Below are 17,081 nucleotides of genomic sequence, written 5' to 3' on the forward strand. Positions count from 1 at the left end.
CCGTGAAAACAGAAGGGCGGGCATCCGGACCCGCAAGCCCGGAATTGCCCGCCCCACACTCTTCCTTACGGCGCCGCGCGCCGCCGCCGCGACCCCGGCCGCCGCTCGCTCGGCCGCGTCACCGGATCCCCCGCCTCAATCGCGGCGGTCCGCCGCTTCGCGCCGAAGTCCGCGAGCGCCGCCGCCAGCTTCAGCACCGACGGCTCGGGCGCCATGACGTCGACCCGCAGCCCGTGCTCCTCGGCCGTCTTGGCCGTGGCAGGACCGATGCACGCGATCACCGTCACGTTGTGCGGCTTGCCCGCGATACCGACCAGGTTCCGCACCGTGGACGACGAGGTGAAGAGCACCGCGTCGAAGCCACCGCCCTTGATCGCCTCACGCGTCTCCGCCGGCGGCGGCGACGCCCGTACGGTCCGGTACGCCGTGACGTCGTCGACCTCCCAGCCCAGCTCGATGAGCCCGGCGACAAGGGTCTCCGTCGCGATGTCGGCACGCGGCAGGAAGACACGGTCGATCGGGTCGAAGACCGGGTCGTACGGCGGCCAGTCCTCGAGGAGACCCGCGGCCGACTGCTCGCCGCTCGGCACCAGGTCCGGCTTCACGCCAAAGGCGATGAGGGCCTGCGCCGTCTGGTCGCCCACCGCCGCGACCTTGATCCCGGCGAAGGCACGGGCGTCGAGCCCGTACTCCTCGAACTTCTCGCGGACGGCCTTGACCGCGTTCACCGACGTGAAGGCGATCCACTCGTAGCGGCCCGTCACCAGGCCCTTGACCGCACGCTCCATCTGCTGCGGCGTGCGCGGCGGCTCGACCGCGATGGTCGGCACCTCGTGCGGCACGGCGCCGTAGGAACGAAGCTGGTCGGAGAGCGAGGCCGCCTGCTCCTTCGTCCTGGGGACGAGCACGCGCCAGCCGAACAGCGGCTTCGACTCGAACCAGGACAGCTGGTCGCGCTGGGCGGCGGCACTGCGCTCACCGACCACGGCTATGACCGGTCGGTTGCCCTCCGGAGAGGGCAGCACCTTGGCCTGCTTCAGGGTCTGCGCGATCGTGCCGAGCGTCGCCGTCCACGTCTTCTGCCGCGTCGTCGTACCGGCGACCGTCACCGACAGCGGGGTGTCGGGCTTGCGGCCCGCCGCCACCAGCTCGCCGGCCGTGGAGCCCACCGCGTCGAGCGTCGTGGACACGACGACCGTGCCGTCGGACGCGCCGACCTCGGTCCAGCAGCGCTCGGAGGCGGTGGCCGCGTCCACGAAGCGGACGTCGGCACCCTGGTCGTCACGGAGCGGCACTCCGGCGTACGCGGGCACGCCCACGGCCGCCGCGATGCCGGGCACGACCTCGAAGGTGATGCCACCGGTCGCGCAGGCCAGCATCTCCTCGGCCGCGTACGTGTCGAGGCCGGGATCGCCCGTGACCGCACGCACGACCCGCTTGCCGCCCCGCGCGGCCTCCATGACAAGATTGACCCAGTCCCTCAGAGCCGGGACCGCGACGGCAGTTGACGAACCGTCAGTGGTCGCCGCACGCTCCGGGGTGCCCGTGGCGTCGAGGACGGTCACGCCGGCCTTGGCATGCGTCCGCACGACGTCGAGCACTTCAGGCTCGGCGATCAGCACATCCGCTCGGGACAGGGCCTCCACGGCCCTGAGGGTCAGCAGTCCCGGATCTCCGGGACCCGCACCCAGGAAGGTGACGTGCCCAGGTGCACAGGCGGTCGATACAGCGGTGGTGGGGCTCATCGTGCTCGCTCCCCCATCAGACCGGCCGCACCCTTGGCCAGCATCTCGGCGGCGAGTTCCCGCCCGAGTGCCAGCGCCTCGTCGTCCGACGAGGGCACGGGACCGGTGGTGGACAGCTGCACCAGCTCGGAGCCGTCGGTCGAGCCGACGACGCCGCGAAGGCGCATTTCCTTGACAATCTGCCCGTCGACCAGCAGGTCGGCCAGTGCACCCACAGGTGCGCTGCAACCGGCCTCCAGGGCGGCGAGCAGGGCTCGCTCGGCGGTCACGGCGGCCCGTGTGAACGGGTCGTCCATCTCGGCGAGCGCGGCGACGAGTTCACCGTTGTTGGCGGTGCACTCGACAGCCAGTGCCCCCTGGCCGGGGGCGGGCAGAATCATGTCGGTCGGGAGGAACTCGGTGACTTCCTCGCTGCGACCGGTGCGGCTGAGGCCCGCGGCCGCGAGGACCACACCGTCCAGCTCGCCCTTCTCGACGAAACCGATCCGGGTGTCGATGTTCCCACGGATCGGCACGGTCTCGATCCGCATGCCGTGGCTGCGCGCGTACGCGTTCAGCTGCGCCATGCGACGCGGCGAACCGGTACCGACGCGGGCACCCTCGGGCAGATCCGTGAACTTCAGGCCGTCACGCGCGATCAGCACGTCCCGCGGGTCCTCGCGCACCGGCATGGCGGCGATGACCAGGTCGTCGGGCTGCGCGGTCGGCAGGTCCTTCAGGGAGTGCACCGCGAAGTCGACCTCGCCCCGGGCGAGCGCGTCGCGCAGCGCGGTGACGAAGACACCGGTGCCGCCGATCTGCGCGAGGTGCTCGCGGGAGGTGTCACCGTACGTGGTGATCTCCACCAGCTCGACCTCGCGGCCGGTCAACTGCTTTACCGCTTCGGCCACATGCCCGGACTGGGCCATGGCCAGCTTGCTGCGCCTGGTGCCCAGCCTCAGGGCTTTCTCGGCGGTCATGCCGGGCCTCGATTCTTGCCTTCTGCTTCGTGGGGGGTGGCCCGGGAGACGGCCGCGACCGTCTCCTGGTCCAGGTCGAACAGGGTCCGCAGGGCGTCCGCGTACCCGGCGCCGCCGGGCTCGGCGGCGAGCTGCTTGACCCGTACGGTCGGCGCGTGCAGCAGCTTGTCCACCACGCGCCGCACGGTCTGGGTGATCTCCGCGCGCTGCTTCTCGTCGAGCCCGGGGAGCCGGCCGTCGAGCCGGGCGATCTCGCTGGCCACCACGTCCGCGGCCATCGTGCGCAGCGCGACGACGGTCGGCGTGATGTGCGCGGCCCGCTGTGCGGCGCCGAACGCGGCGACCTCGTCGGCCACGATCGTCCGCACCAGGTCGACATCGGCGGCCATCGGCGCGTCGGCCGAGGCGTCGGCGAGCGACTCGATGTCGACGAGACGGACCCCGTCGATGCGGTGGGCCGCGGCATCCACATCGCGCGGCATCGCCAGGTCGAGCAGGGCGAGCGCCACCTGTCGTACGGGCTCGGGGGCGCGCTCGCGGCGCATCTCCGGCACCCGTCCGGCGACGGCGAGGGCGGCGATGGTCTCGGCCTCGGAGGCCTGGACCGGGCGGACCTGCTCGCGGGGCGCGTTGTCGACCCAGGCGCCGTGCTGTTCGAGGGCGGCGGCGTCGAACCCGGCGACCGCGGCCTCGCCCTCGACGGAGAAGCCGCCGCGCACGGTCTCGACGACCGGTGCGGCCTCCCCGGCGGGCCTGCCGGTTGCGGGGGTCGGAGCACCCGGCACCTCGGCGCCCGCGGTCGGCGTGCGACCGGCGACGGCGGAGCGCACGGCCTCGGCGGTGAGGACGAGACCGGTGGCGCCGGTGCAGGAGATGGCGACGTCGGCACGTGTCAGTTCGTCCGCGACGGCGTCCATCGCGACGGCCCGCGCCGCCGTACCCGCTTCTCCCAAGATCTCTACGAGCCGGTCGGCGCGCTCCGCCGTCCGGTTCGCGACGACGACCTCGGCGACCCCGGCCCGCGCGAGCGTGGCCGCGGCGAGCGAGGACATCGAACCGGCGCCGATGACCAGCGCCCGCTTCCCGGCCGCCCACGCGTCCACCGGCTGCCCGGCGGCGAGCTGCTCAAGGCCGAAGGTGACGAGCGACTGCCCGGCACGGTCGATCCCGGTCTCCGAGTGGGCGCGCTTGCCGACCCGAAGGGCCTGCTGGAACAGGTCGTTGAGGAGCTTGCCCGCGGAGTGCAGCTCCTGGGCGCGCGCGAGGGTGTCCTTGATCTGGCCGAGGATCTGGCCCTCGCCGACCACCATCGAGTCGAGCCCGCACGCCACCGAGAACAGGTGGTGCACCGCCCGGTCCTCGTAGTGCACATAAAGATAAGGAGTGAGCTCTTCGAGACCCACGCCACTGTGCTGCGCGAGCAGCGTCGACAGCTCGGCGACACCGGCGTGGAACTTGTCCACGTCCGCGTACAGCTCGATGCGGTTGCAGGTGGCGAGCACCGCGGCCTCGGCGGCCGGTTCGGCGGCGAGGGTGTCCTGCAGCAGCTTGGCCTGGGTGTCCGCGTTCAGCGCGGCACGCTCCAGGACGCTGACGGGGGCGCTGCGGTGGCTCAGACCTACGACGAGGAGGCTCATGCCGGCATCACGGCGGGCACGTCCCCGTCGGGTCCCTTGCGGTCGTCGTTGTTCTTCTCGGCGGCGGGCTTGGTGACCTTGGCGGCCGGACCCTCGACGCCCACCGCGCCCTCGGCGGCACCGCCGTCGGGCGCCTCGCCGGCCTTGCGCTGCTCGTGGAACGCGAGGATCTGCAGCTCGATGGAGAGATCGACCTTGCGCACGTCGACACCGTCGGGAACGGAGAGCACCGTCGGCGCGAAGTTCAGGATGGAGGTGACACCGGCGGCGACGAGCCGGTCGCAGACCTGCTGCGCGGCACCGGCCGGGGTCGCGATGACGCCGATGGAGACGCCGTTCTCGTCGATGATCTTCTCGAGGTCGTCGGCGTGCTGCACGGCGATGCCCGCGACGGACTTGCCGGTCATCGCCGGGTCGGCGTCGATCAGCGCCGCGACGCGGAAGCCGCGGGAGGCGAAACCACCGTAATTGGCAAGCGCCGCACCGAGGTTGCCGATACCGACCATCACGATCGGCCAGTCCTGGGTCAGGCCCAGCTCGCGTGAGATCTGGTAGACGAGGTACTCGACGTCGTAGCCCACGCCACGGGTCCCGTACGAACCGAGGTACGAGAAGTCCTTGCGCAGCTTCGCGGAGTTGACCCCCGCGGCGGCCGCGAGCTCCTCGGAGGAGACCGTGGGCACCGAGCGCTCCGACAGTGCGGTGAGGGCTCGGAGGTACAGCGGAAGCCTGGCGACGGTGGCCTCGGGAATTCCTCGGCTGCGGGTCGCCGGTCGGTGAGTTCGGCCAGTTGCCACGGTGCTCCTGCGGGTAGAGCGGGGCTGTGGGCGGCACCCTGCTACTCGACCGCCCCGTCGAATGCAGGCTATGTCTTTGTGAACGCGTGCACAAAGATGGTGTCCGATTTGCCCGGCCAACGTGACCGGGCTCACGCGCGCCCCGCGCGCCTCCGTGGAACCGGCGCGCAGGTAGCTTCGTTGCTCACCTGTGGGGGCCAAAACGGCACACTCTCCTCAACGTTGCCAAGATCCACGCCCCCGAGACCAAAACCGCCCCCGATCCTAAGCGACTTTTCGGGCCAGTTGGACTGGTCGGTCAGTGACGTGTGCGACCGCTGCGGGCGGCCCGCGCACCACCCGTCACCGCGTGAGCGCACGCCGCAACCGCTCCTCCTGTACGCGCCAGAAGTCGTGCTGCGCCCCGTCGACCAGAACGACCGGGATCTGTTCCCAGTACTTGCGGTACAGCTCCTCGTCCTCGGTGATGTCCTTCTTCTCCCAGGACGCTCCGACCTCGGCGCACACCTTCTCGATCACCACCTGTGCGTCGTCGCACAGGTGACAGCCGGGCTTCCCGATCAGCGTGACGATCCGCTCGCGCGGATCCTTCTTCTCGCGGTTGCGAAAAATGGGACTCATACCGGCCATTCTCGCCCCTCGCGCGGCCCTCCCGTCGCCGAGAATTCACACGCGGACAGGCTCCCGAAACCCTCTCGACTCCGGCCCCCCGAACAGACTGGCTATGCTCACGACATGGCCGCTCTCGGATGGCTCACACCCCGTAGGCGCTCCGCCACCGCGCGGAGCGTGCTGGCAGGCGAGGCTTCGGCCGAGGCCGCCCGCAAGTCCTCCCAGGAGCTGGCGGACCAGTCGCCGCCGGTGGACGAGGGCCCGCAGGAACCGGAGTTCCCGGTCGCGGGCGACGACAAGGCCGCCGCCTTCTTCGACCTGGACAACACCGTGATGCAGGGCGCGGCGATCTTCCACTTCGGCCGCGGCCTCTACAAGCGGAAGTTCTTCGAGCGCCGCGAGCTGACCCGATTCGCCTGGCAGCAGGCCTGGTTCAGGATCGCGGGCGTCGAGGACCCCGAGCACATGCAGGACGCGCAGAACAGCGCCCTGTCCATCGTGAAGGGCCACCGCGTCGCCGAGCTGATGTCCATCGGCGAGGAGATCTACGACGAGTACCTGGCCGAGCGGATCTGGCCCGGCACCCGCGCCCTCGCCCAGGCCCACCTGGACGCGGGCCAGAAGGTCTGGCTGGTCACGGCCGCGCCCGTGGAGATCGCCACGGTGATCGCCCGCCGCCTCGGCCTGACCGGCGCGCTCGGCACGGTCGCCGAGTCGATCGGCGGCGTCTACACCGGCCGCCTCGTCGGCGAACCGCTGCACGGACCCGCGAAGGCGGAGGCCGTCCGCGCGCTCGCCTCCGCCGAGGGCCTGGAGCTCGGCCGCTGCGCCGCGTACAGCGACTCGCACAACGACATCCCGATGCTCTCGCTCGTCGGGCACCCGTACGCGATCAACCCGGACACGAAGCTGCGCAAGTACGCCCGCGAGCGCGACTGGCGGCTGCGGGACTACCGCACGGGCCGCAAGGCCGCGAAGGTCGGGCTCCCCGCCGCGGCCGGCGTCGGCGCGGTCGCGGGCGGCACGGCGGCGGCGATCGCGCTGCACCGCCGCCGTCGCTGACGGTCGGCCGGCACGCCGCACAGCCGATCGCGGACGGTCACCGGGAGGCCCGGGACGACATTCCGTACGTCATACCCGTGTCCCGCTCCCGCCAGTCCCGCGAGTACCACTCGACCACAACACGTCACCGCCATAGCCGGAACTTGAACGTAATCGATCAACAAGTGGTCACTCTCTGGTACTTGAAACGCCGTCGAGCGACTACAGAAGTGACGTAATCGGTGATTTGAGCAACTGGGTGTAGTGCTCCCTGCACGAAGCGTTATTCTCCTCAGACGCAAACCGGTACCCACGCGTCAGCACGACGGGTGAACGGTCCCGCACTGCACGTGATGGAAGCTCTGCCTCTGGGAGTCCCGTGTACCCACACGTCGGGGTTGACGCCTCGGGCCTGGCTACGCTGCACGCGACGGTCGTGGACCGCCTGCGCGGTTTCGTCCCCACCGCGTACGCCGTCCCCGCCCTCGCCGCCGCCGCAGCGACGGCCGTGCCTGCCCCTGCCTCGCCATGTTTCGCCATGGCCGATTCGACCGCGGCCACCGTCGGCAGACGGGCGCGCTCCGGGTCCGCCGGCGCCTCGGGCACCGCTGCCAGGTCGGCCACCCCTACGGCCCGCCGTCCCGCGGCCGACAGCGACAGTGCCCGCATGATGGATCTGGTCGAGCGCGCCCAGGGGGGCGAGGCCGACGCGTTCGGCCGGCTCTACGACCAGTACAGCGACACTGTGTACCGCTACATCTATTACCGCGTCGGCGGAAAGGCGACAGCGGAGGACCTCACCAGTGAGACCTTCCTGCGCGCGCTGCGCCGGATCAGCACGTTCACCTGGCAGGGCCGTGACTTCGGCGCCTGGCTGGTCACGATCGCGCGCAATCTGGTCGCCGACCACTTCAAGTCGAGCCGTTTCCGCCTCGAGGTGACCACGGGCGAAATGCTCGATGCGAACGAGGTGGAGCGTTCCCCCGAGGACTCGGTCCTGGAGTCCCTCTCGAACGCGGCCCTGCTCGACGCCGTGCGCCGCCTCAACCCACAGCAGCAGGAGTGCGTCACGCTGCGCTTCCTGCAGGGCCTGTCCGTCGCCGAGACCGCTCGCGCGATGGGCAAGAACGAGGGCGCGATCAAGACCCTCCAGTACCGGGCGGTGCGCACCCTGGCGCGACTTCTGCCGGACGACGCCCGCTGAGCCGAGGCGACGTTTCTTCATCCCTGGCGCGGTTACTGCCCGCAGTCCCCAACTCACCTACGGTGAAAGCGAGATGGGATCGCGCCCGGATCATATTTCGCGCGTAACCGAAGTACCGAGCCGCTCGTTGTGCGGGATGCAGGCTCCCTGTGGTCACTCCCGACCGGGACACACTCACTCGTTGGTGTGCATCCGGGACCGGGGGTGCAACCCCAGGACCCCCTGGGGAGTCGACCGTCATGATTGAGAGGAGGTGCCGCCAGTGATCGCGAACGTATCGGCACACCGGCGGGCGAACGCCTTCGCCCAGGCCCTGGAGGACCAGTCCGACCAGGACCCGGCGGCGCAGCAACCGGAAGAAGAACCGGCCGGCCGGCGCGGCGATGCGGCGGCGGCCGAGGAGGGCGGGCTGCTGTCCCTGGCCGCGGCACTCGGCGAGCTGCCGAAGCCGGAGCTGGACCCGGAGGTCAAGGTGGTGCAGCGGGCGCAGCTCGTCGCCGCCATGGAGGCCATGGTCCAGGAGGGCGGCGCGGCCGCCGCCGTACCGAAGCAGCGCCAGGGCAAGGGCGCCCACCGGGCGAGTCCGCTGCGCAAGCTGCGGCCCCGCTCCCGCCTGACCAAGGGCATCGCGGCGGGCGGGCTCACGGTCGGTGTGGCCGCGGGCGCGTTCAGCGGTGTGGCCGCGGCCTCGTCCAGCGCGCTGCCGGGCGACCACCTCTACGGCCTGAAGCGCGGCATGGAGGACCTCAAGCTGGGCATGGCGCACAGCGACTCCGACAAGGGCCAGGCCTACCTCGACCAGGCGTCGACGCGGCTGAGCGAGGCGCGCCGGCTCATGGAGCGCGGCCGCTCCGGACAGCTCGACCACGAGTCGGTGGGCGAGGTCAGGCGCGCGCTCTCCGGGGTGCAGTACGACGCCTCCGAGGGCCACCGGCTGCTGAGCGACGCGTACAAGCGCGACGGCGCGCTCGGCCCGATCCAGGCCCTGTCCACCTTCTCCGACGCGCACAGGCAGAGCTGGACGGCCCTGAGCGACCGGCTGCCGGTCCAGCTCGGGGACGTGCGGGACCAGGTCAGCTCGGTCTTCGACGCCATAGACGAGGAAGTCGGCCCGCTGCGTTCGCTGCTGCCGCAGACCCCGGACGAGAAGGGCGCCTCGACGAGCCCCGGCGCGAGCGAGGACGGTACGTCGCCGGGGACCCCGGACACCGGCAGCTCCACGCCCTCAGGCTCCGCCTCCCAGGACGACAAGACGTCGACGAAGCCGAAGCCGTCCACGTCCGACACCGGCAAGGACGAGGAGGGCCTGCTCGGTGAGAACACGGGCGGCCTCCTCGACCCGCCGAAGGACAGGACGACCCCGAGCCCCTCGGACGGCAGCCCCGGCTCCAGCACCGGCACGAACACCCCGAAGCCGGACGTGACGGTGCCCCCGCTGCTCCCGGGCCTCCTGCCGGGCCTGGGCGTCGACGGCGAGGACGCGAAGTAGCTCCTACGAAGGGGCGGGCGGGACCGGATCGGTCCCGCCCGCCCCTTCGTAGTTCTGCTCAGAAGAACACCGACCGCCGCTGCACCAGCAGCTTGTAGAGCGTGTGCTGGATCTGTTCCCTGACCTGGTCCGTCAGGTTGAACATCAGCATCGGGTCCTCCGCCGCCTCCGGCGGATAGCCGTCCGTCGGGATCGGCTCGCCGAACTGGATGGTCCACTTCGTCGGCAGCGGCACCGCGCCCAGCGGCCCCAGCCACGGGAACGTCGGCGTGATCGGGAAGTACGGGAAGCCGAGCAGCCGCGCGAGCGTCTTGGCGTTGCCGACCATCGGGTAGATCTCCTCCGCCCCGACGATCGAGCACGGCACGATCGGCGTCCCGGCCCGCAGCGCCGTCGACACGAAGCCGCCCCGCCCGAAGCGCTGCAGCTTGTACCGCTCGCTGAACGGCTTGCCGATCCCCTTGAAGCCCTCCGGCATGACGCCGACCAGCTCACCGCTCTCGAGGAGCCGCTGCGCGTCCTCCGCGCAGGCCAGCGTGTGCCCGGCCTTGCGCGCCAGTTCGTTGACCACCGGCAGCATGAACACCAGGTCGGCCGCGAGCAGCCGCAGATGCCGGTTCGCCGGATGGTTGTCGTGCACGGCGACCTGCATCATCAGGCCGTCCAGCGGCAGCGTCCCCGAGTGGTTGGAGACGATCAGGGCCCCGCCGTCGGCCGGGATGTTCTCGATGCCCTTCACCTCGACCCGGAAGTACTTCTCCGCGATCGGCCGCAGCAGCGACATCAGGACCTGGTCGGTGAGCTCCTCGTCGTAACCGAACTCGTCGACGTCGTAGTCCCCGGTGATCCGCCGCCGCAGGAACGCGAGCCCGCCCGCGATCTTCCGGTCCCAGCCGCCGCCCCGCGGCGGCCCGGCCGGCTCCTCCGGCCCGGCCTCGTGCTCGGGTTCGGACTCCGGCTGCTGCAACGGCCGCACCTCCCGTACGGCCACGGGTTCGCCCTTGCGTCGCGCACCGGCCCCCGGGCCCCGGCCGCGGCGCGCGGCACCCTTCGCCGCCGCCCCTCGCGACCTGTCGTCGTCGAACGGAATGACCTTGGCGTCCGCCATCGTTGATGCGCTCCTCAGTTGGCGCTCTGCGTCGGGGGGTGGCTGAGACCTGTGCGGCGGGCACCGCCCAGGAAGGACAACGCGGCGATCCGGTCCACGGCCCCCGCGAGGGCCTGCGGCGGCAACAGGCCCGGGCCCCGGCCGCGTACGAACTCCGCGAACGCCTCCGCGGTCGTGTACTTGGGTTCAAAGCCCAGTGTGTCGCGCATCTGGGCCGTCGACACCATGCGTCCGTGCGTGAGCAGCCGGATCTGTTCGGGCGAGAAGTCCGTCACCCCCAGCGTACGCAGCGCGCCGCCCACCCAGGTCACCGCGGGAAGGAGGACCGGGACCGTCGGCCGGCCGAGTCGCCGCGAGCACTGCGACAGCAACAGCACGCCGTCGCCCGCGATATTGAACGTGCCGCTGTTCAACGTCCCCCGGGCCGGCTCGTGCGAGGCGATCCGCAGCACCTCGATCACGTCGTCCTCGTGCACGAACTGCAGCCGCGGGTCGTAGCCGAACACGGTCGGCAGGACCGGCAGCGAGAAGTACTCGGCGAGCGGCGAATCCGCGGTCGGCCCCAGGATGTTGGCGAAGCGCAGCACGCACACCGCGACATCGGGTCGGCGCCGGGCGAACCCGCGCACATACCCCTCGACCTCGACGGTGTCCTTGGCGAAGCCGCCGCTCGGCAGCGACTTCGGCGGCGTCGTCTCAGTGAAGACGGCGGGATCGCGGGGAGCCGACCCGTACACATTGGTGCTGGACTTCACGACCAGGCGCTTCACGTTCGGCGCCTTCTGGCACGCGCCGAGCAGCTGCATCGTGCCGATGACGTTGGTCTCCTTGACCGCGCCACGGCCGCCACTGGCCAGCGGGGTCCCGGTCACGTCCATGTGCACGACGGTGTCCACGGCGTACTCCGCGAGCACCCGCGCGATCGTCGGCTGCCGGATGTCGGCCTGCAGGAAGTCGGCGCCGCCCAGATGGTGCGCCGGCGGCACCGCGTCCACGCCGATGACCCGGTCCACCTCGGGGTCCCGCTGGATCCTGCGTACGAACCGGCCGCCCAGCTGTCGGGCCACCCCCGTCACGAGCACGACCTTGCCCAAGATCAGCGCCTACCTTCCGTCCCAGCCTCGCCGCGCTCCGCAATCACTGCCTGCGGGCCACGTTAGCGGTTCGATGTTGCGCTGTGATGTCTGCTCGATGCAGGAAGTGACGACGGCCACACGGGCGGGCAACGGGAGGTTCCGAAGTGAACATTTGCCTGTTCAAGGGAGCTGTCGCCGCCGCCGGTCCGCACAACGCAATGTGGCCCTCCCACCGGATGGTGGAAGGGCCACAAGGCGCGCTGTACAGCAGCTGTCGCTTACTTCTTGTTGCGACGCTGCACGCGGGTGCGCTTCAGCAGCTTGCGGTGCTTCTTCTTCGCCATCCGCTTACGCCGCTTCTTAATGACAGAGCCCACGACTACCCTCGCTCACTTCTCGGACAACCCCTGCGATGCAGGGACAATCACTCGGTGCGGGGCTGCATTGGGGCCCACACGACCTACGAGGGGCTAGCCTACCCCGCCCCGAGCGCCGAGCAGAAATCGAGGTCCGCAGGATCCTGTGGATCAGCCGGCGTCCACCCCCACGTAAGAGTCACGGAGGTACTCGTGAACCGCGTTCTCCGGGACTCGGAAGGACCTCCCCACCCGGATCGCGGGCAGATGACCGCTGTGCACCAAGCGGTACACGGTCATCTTCGACACACGCATCACCGCGGCGACCTCCGCCACGGTCAGGAACGCCACCTCGGATAGAGGCCTCTGGTCAGCAGCCATGACACACCTGAACCTTCCGCACTCGACGGCCACCGGCTTCCCCTTCCGGTGACTCAACGTCGTTGCGTGCTCACTCCCCAATGTAGAGGCGGGTGATGCGAGTGGGGAAGAGGAGCAGCGATCGGCCGCCTACTGTGACAGACACGCTCGATTGAGTACATAGCGAGTAAGCGGTCGGTAGTAATCAGACCGCACAGCGTCATCAAGTGGAACGACGACGGACACCTGCCCCTCGGCCTCACCGACGAACAGGGCGGGATCGTCCGTATCGGCCAGACCGATGGCGTCGAACCCCAACTGACCAGCACCGCAGACCCATCCGTGGTCCCCGACGACCAGCTCGGGCAGCGGCTCGCCGGCCTCCGAGAGCGCGCCGAGCACCAGGCGAACCGGGAGTGGGGAATGGGTGTGCGCGCCGGTCTCACTTCGCACCGGGTACGCGCCCGGTTCCCGCACCAGCGCGACTCCCCGGTCGTAGTCGAGGTTGTACGTGCGTAGGCCGAACCGGGTCGTTATGTCGACACTCCGGCCCTGCGCGGGGGTGAGGACGGGGCAGCCCACCGCCGACAGGGCGTCCGCCAACGCGGCGTAGAAACCGAGCAATCGGTGCGGATGTCCCGTCCCGAACAGCACCGGGGAGCGCGCCTCCGCGGCCCTTCCGAGCCGCTCCGCAAACGCGTCCAGGGCCGTCAACGTCCGTTCCGGATCGATGACATCGTGCCCTGTACGGTGCCGCGGGTCCCGGGAAACCCCGCACTTGTCCGCCATCAGCGCGAGCAGATCGCGGTGCCCCCACACCCACTCGGGATCGAGCCCGAGCATCACCCGCGGGTCCCGCGCCTCGAACAGGCGGTAACTCCGCAGACTCTCCTCACGGGAGGTCGCCACGGGCCCGGCAAGCCGAGCCGCCAACAGATGCGCACGCAGGGCGCCGACGCTCAACACCCTTGCGATGTTGCTGCATTGCCCCGCCCACCACCCCTCTTTCCCCGAAACACCCCACAGTCGGAGTAACCCGAACACGGGTTCCGCACGCGGGACGACCTGGTGTGGTCCGGCACGGCCCTACCCACGCTCGGACGACTCCCGCACCCTCGAAACGCACATCACCTCGCCCCGCCTCCCCTGCCCATCTCCCACCCACCCGCCCCCTCCGGGAGCGTCGGCCTCACGGGGTGCCGGGGTCCGCCCCCGCCTTGGGCAATCTGCCGCCACCACGGCTCCCCACCCGTGGCGCTCGGCCACCCCCGCCTTGGGCAATCTGCCGCCTAGGGCGGCAGGGTGGGCAAGGCGGCACCCCGGTGCCGCGCAACGAGGGCGACGGGGCCCGGCCCCGGCCGGCTCAGGAACCCCGGTGCCGCGCACCCAGCACGACGGGCGCCGACCCCGGCACGGCTCAAAAGCCCCGGTGCCGCCACCCGATCACGGCAACAGCCCCCGCAGGGGATACGCCGACTTACGGGTGGCCAGAATCGCCTGGTCGAGCCGATCCGCGGGGTCGTACCCCGCCTCCCACTCCCGGTACGACACGGGCCACCGCCCATCCGTCATCCGCTGCGGAGCCAACTGCCGCGTACGCGCGAACACTTCCTGCCGCCACCCGTCCGGAATCACCGACTCGGGCGCGATCTCCCGCCCCGCCGCGATCCCCACCAGATGCGTCCACGACCGCGGCACCACATCCACCACTGCGTAGCCACCCCCACCGAGCGCGACCCACTTCCCGTCCGCGTACTCGTGCGCCCACTCGTGACACGCCACCTGCACCGCCCGCTGCGCATCCAGCGAAACCGCCAGATGCGCCAACGGATCCTCGAAGTGCGTATCGGCCCCGTGCTGCGTCACCAGCACCTGCGGCCTGAACTCCGCCAACAGCTCCGGCACCACCGCATGCAGCGCCCGCAACCACCCCGCGTCCCCGGTCCCCGCCGGCAACGCCACATTCACGGCCGTCCCCTCCCCGGCCCCGTCGGCCCCCGTCTCCTCGGGCCACCCGGTCTGCGGGAACAACGTCCGCGGATGCTCGTGCAGCGAGATCGTCAGAACCCGCGGGTCCTCCCAGAACGCCGCCTGCACCCCGTCCCCGTGATGCACGTCCACATCCACGTACACGACCCGCTCGGCACCCAGCTCCAACAACCGCGCGATCGCCAGCGCCGCGTCGTTGTACACGCAGAACCCGGACGCCGCCCCCGGCATCGCATGGTGCAGGCCACCCGAGAAGTTCACCGCGTGCAGCGCGTCCCCCCGCCACACACTCTCCGCCGCCCCCACCGACTGCCCGGCGATCAGCGCGGACACCTCGTGCATCCCCGCGAAGGCCGGATCGTCCATGGTCCCGAGCCCGTACGCCGGATCGGCGGCGTCCGGATCGGCCGAGGCCGCCTTGACCGCCTCGACGTAGTCCTCGCGATGCACGAGCCGAAGCGTCGAATCCCCCGCGGCCTTGGCCGCGACGACCTCCAGCTCCCGGTCGAGCCCGAACGCGTCCACCAGTCTCCGGGTCAGATCAAGCCTGACCGGATCCATCGGGTGTCCGGGCCCGAAGTCATACCCCGCTACCGCCGGGTCCCACATCAATTGCGCGCGGCCGCTCATGCCCGCCACCGTATCGGTCCCCCCGCTCCCGGAACGACGGGGCGTACACGAGCGTCAGCAGCACCAACACCATCGGCACGAGCATCGCCCCGCGGTAGCTCCACGCATCCCCGATGGCCCCGACAAGCGGCGAACCGATCAGAAAACCCACGTAGTTGAAGATATTGAGCCGCGCGATCGCCGCATCCGACGCGTTCGGGAACAGCCGCCCCGCCGCGGCGAAGGTCTGCGGCACGATCACGCACAACCCGAGCCCCAGCAACGTAAAGCCCAGCATCCCCACCCAGGCCCCCGGCGCCACAGCCACCACACCGAACCCACCGGCGGCCACAACGGCCCCCAGCCGCACCACGGCCACGGCCCCGAACCTCCGCACCCCCACATCCCCGACGGCCCGCCCCACCAGCGTCATCACCATGTAGACGTTGTACGGAACCGTGGACAGCTGCTCCGAACTCCCCAGCACGTCCTGGAGGTACTTCGCGCTCCAGTTCGAGACGGTCGAGTCCCCGATGTACGCGAAGGACATCACCAGGCACAGCGGCAACAGCACCTTGAAGACGACCCCGCCGCCCTGCCCCTGCTCCGCGGCGTCCGCCTCCCCCGCGACCGCCCGCCCATCCACGTACCACCGGCTCGCCACCAGACACAGCGGCAGCAGCACGCACACCACCGGCAGATACGACACGAACAGCGTCAGATCCCAGTGCGCCCCGCCCCACGCCAGCGACGCCCCGACGATCCCGCCGAGGCTGTACGCGGCGTGGAACCCGAGCATGATGCTCCGCCCGTACGCCCGCTGCAGACTGACACCCAGCATGTTCATGGAAGCGTCCAACGCCCCCACGGCCAGGCCGAACGCGGCGAGCGCGACGGCCACTTCGGCCAGCGCATCCCCGGCCCCGACCCCGAGCAGCGCCAGGAGCACGACGGGCTGCGACCACCTCAGCACCCGGCTGGGCCGCACCCTCTTCACCAACTGCTCGGTGCCCACGCTCCCGACCCCGGCGAGCACGGGCACGGCCGCCAGGAACACGGGCAGCAGCGCGTCGGATATCCCGTACTGGTCCTGAATGGCGGGGATCCGGGTCACGAGGAGCGCGAAGGCGGCGCCCTGCGCGAAGAAGCTGAACCCCAGCGTCCCGCGGCCCCACCGCAGCCGCCCACCCACCGTGCCGGCCGTCCCGGCTGTGCCATCGGTCATGGCGGCACAGCGTATGCCTCCGCCCTACCCGTGGGTAGATGGATCACAAAACCATGGGCCGACCGTGACCTGGGCGCCCTCAGCCGAGCAGCCGGGGCAACTCCCGCATGTCGTCGAAGAGTTCACCGGCCTGCGCCAGCCGCTCGGCGGGCGTCATCGCGGTGAACCCGTACACATCCATCCCGGCGGCGACGGCGGCCTGCACTCCGAGCGGACTGTCCTCGACGACCAGACACTTCTTCGGCGGAACGCCCATCCGCTCGGCGGCGTACAGAAACAGGTCGGGCGCCGGCTTCCCCCGCCCCACGTCCTGCGAGCTGAAGATCCGCTCGTCCCCGAACCACTTGTCGAGCCCGGTCTTCCGGTGTCCGACGCGAATCCGCTCATGGCTCCCGGAGGACGCCACGCAGTACGGCACCCCGTCGGCCGTCAGCTTCTCCAGCACCTCGACGATCCCGTCGACCGGCTCAAGCTCCCGCTCGAACGCCGCGAACACCCGCGCGTGAAAGACCTCGTCGAAAGCCTCGGGAAGCCGCTGCCCGGTCCGCTCGAGAACCACATCGTGCACGCGGTGCATGGCAGCGCCCATGTAGTCCCGCAGTGATTCCTCGTACGAGGTCGGGTGCCCGAGCTCCGTGAGATATCCGGCCAGGAGCGTATTGGAGATCGGCTCACTGTCGACGAGTACACCGTCGTTGTCGAAGATGACGAGGTCATAGCGCAGGCCCATGTCTTCGACCCTACCTAAACGCAGAAAAGCCCGGACCGTATCCCGGTCCGGGCTTTTCTTTAAAAATAGTTCGGCGGCGTCCTACTCTCCCACAGGGTCCCCCCTGCAGTACCATCGGCGCTGTGAGGCTTAGCTTCCGGGTTC

16 protein-coding genes and 1 rRNA gene are annotated in these 17,081 nt (G+C 70.5%); 3 read left to right on the forward strand and 14 right to left on the reverse strand.

Translation table 11 applies throughout. The annotated features are described in order from the left end of the window. Positions 1-65: 65 nt before the first annotated feature. The 5 genes from ACZ7L4_RS37500 to ACZ7L4_RS37520 all read right to left on the reverse strand — a co-directional run bounded on the left by ACZ7L4_RS37500 (position 66) and on the right by ACZ7L4_RS37520 (position 5,768). Positions 66-1,745: a bifunctional uroporphyrinogen-III C-methyltransferase/uroporphyrinogen-III synthase gene (locus tag ACZ7L4_RS37500; RefSeq protein WP_472109520.1), complete on the reverse strand. Its 1,680-nt coding sequence runs from the start codon at positions 1,743-1,745 to the stop codon at positions 66-68. Continuing rightward, positions 1,742-2,704, reverse strand: a complete 963-nt coding sequence (hemC, locus tag ACZ7L4_RS37505; protein WP_472109521.1) for a hydroxymethylbilane synthase — start codon at positions 2,702-2,704, stop codon at positions 1,742-1,744. The genes ACZ7L4_RS37500 and hemC overlap by 4 nt, the downstream gene beginning before the upstream one ends. Further along, entirely contained in the window at positions 2,701-4,341 is a 1,641-nt protein-coding gene (locus ACZ7L4_RS37510; protein ID WP_472109522.1) for a glutamyl-tRNA reductase, read from the reverse strand. The genes hemC and ACZ7L4_RS37510 overlap by 4 nt, the downstream gene beginning before the upstream one ends. Further along, the gene (locus ACZ7L4_RS37515; RefSeq protein ID WP_472109523.1) at positions 4,338-5,138 is read right to left on the reverse strand and encodes a redox-sensing transcriptional repressor Rex; all 801 of its coding nucleotides are present in this window, start codon (positions 5,136-5,138) and stop codon (positions 4,338-4,340) included. The genes ACZ7L4_RS37510 and ACZ7L4_RS37515 overlap by 4 nt, the downstream gene beginning before the upstream one ends. Positions 5,139-5,480: 342 nt before the next feature. After that, entirely contained in the window at positions 5,481-5,768 is a 288-nt protein-coding gene (locus tag ACZ7L4_RS37520) for a glutaredoxin family protein (RefSeq protein ID WP_399238511.1), read from the reverse strand. Between the two features lie 105 nt (positions 5,769-5,873). On the opposite strand from ACZ7L4_RS37520, the gene ACZ7L4_RS37525 reads away from it, so the two are divergent. The 3 genes from ACZ7L4_RS37525 to ACZ7L4_RS37535 all read left to right on the forward strand — a co-directional run bounded on the left by ACZ7L4_RS37525 (position 5,874) and on the right by ACZ7L4_RS37535 (position 9,484). Continuing rightward, positions 5,874-6,812: an HAD family hydrolase gene (locus tag ACZ7L4_RS37525; RefSeq protein ID WP_422407998.1), complete on the forward strand. Its 939-nt coding sequence runs from the start codon at positions 5,874-5,876 to the stop codon at positions 6,810-6,812. A gap of 358 nt (positions 6,813-7,170) precedes the next feature. After that, positions 7,171-7,995 (forward strand): ECF subfamily RNA polymerase sigma factor, BldN family, encoded by an 825-nt coding sequence (locus tag ACZ7L4_RS37530; RefSeq protein ID WP_472109524.1) that lies wholly within the window; start codon positions 7,171-7,173, stop codon positions 7,993-7,995. A 262-nt stretch (positions 7,996-8,257) separates the two neighbouring features. Continuing rightward, complete coding sequence (locus ACZ7L4_RS37535) at positions 8,258-9,484, forward strand: DUF5667 domain-containing protein (protein WP_472109525.1); 1,227 nt, start codon at positions 8,258-8,260, stop codon at positions 9,482-9,484. Positions 9,485-9,542: 58 nt separating this feature from the next. Here ACZ7L4_RS37535 and ACZ7L4_RS37540 read toward each other — a convergent pair whose 3' ends face one another. From ACZ7L4_RS37540 to rrf, 9 genes are all read right to left on the reverse strand, one after another. Next, on the reverse strand, positions 9,543-10,592 hold the full coding sequence (locus ACZ7L4_RS37540; RefSeq protein WP_472109526.1) for a lysophospholipid acyltransferase family protein: 1,050 nt from the start codon (positions 10,590-10,592) through the stop codon (positions 9,543-9,545). Between the two features lie 14 nt (positions 10,593-10,606). Continuing rightward, entirely contained in the window at positions 10,607-11,686 is a 1,080-nt protein-coding gene (locus ACZ7L4_RS37545; protein WP_472109527.1) for an NAD-dependent epimerase/dehydratase family protein, read from the reverse strand. 260 nt (positions 11,687-11,946) lie between these two features. Then, the gene (locus ACZ7L4_RS37550; RefSeq protein WP_003948845.1) at positions 11,947-12,045 is read right to left on the reverse strand and encodes a 30S ribosomal protein bS22; all 99 of its coding nucleotides are present in this window, start codon (positions 12,043-12,045) and stop codon (positions 11,947-11,949) included. A gap of 150 nt (positions 12,046-12,195) precedes the next feature. Beyond that, positions 12,196-12,405, reverse strand: a complete 210-nt coding sequence (locus ACZ7L4_RS37555) for a helix-turn-helix domain-containing protein (protein ID WP_266711274.1) — start codon at positions 12,403-12,405, stop codon at positions 12,196-12,198. Positions 12,406-12,534: 129 nt separating this feature from the next. After that, on the reverse strand, positions 12,535-13,350 hold the full coding sequence (locus ACZ7L4_RS37560; RefSeq protein ID WP_472109528.1) for a phosphatase: 816 nt from the start codon (positions 13,348-13,350) through the stop codon (positions 12,535-12,537). A gap of 477 nt (positions 13,351-13,827) precedes the next feature. Continuing rightward, positions 13,828-15,003 (reverse strand): acetoin utilization protein AcuC, encoded by a 1,176-nt coding sequence (locus tag ACZ7L4_RS37565; protein WP_422431142.1) that lies wholly within the window; start codon positions 15,001-15,003, stop codon positions 13,828-13,830. Next, positions 14,954-16,207 carry an MFS transporter gene (locus tag ACZ7L4_RS37570; RefSeq protein ID WP_472109529.1) on the reverse strand — a complete coding sequence of 418 codons (1,254 nt, stop codon included), beginning with the start codon at positions 16,205-16,207 and terminating at the stop codon, positions 14,954-14,956. The genes ACZ7L4_RS37565 and ACZ7L4_RS37570 overlap by 50 nt, the downstream gene beginning before the upstream one ends. A 79-nt stretch (positions 16,208-16,286) precedes the next feature. Then, on the reverse strand, positions 16,287-16,931 hold the full coding sequence (locus ACZ7L4_RS37575; protein ID WP_472109536.1) for an HAD family hydrolase: 645 nt from the start codon (positions 16,929-16,931) through the stop codon (positions 16,287-16,289). A 74-nt stretch (positions 16,932-17,005) separates the two neighbouring features. Further along, positions 17,006-17,081 (reverse strand): 5S ribosomal RNA (rrf, locus tag ACZ7L4_RS37580); the annotation flags it as partial.

This window comes from Streptomyces sp. NPDC107575 (assembly GCF_055657265.1).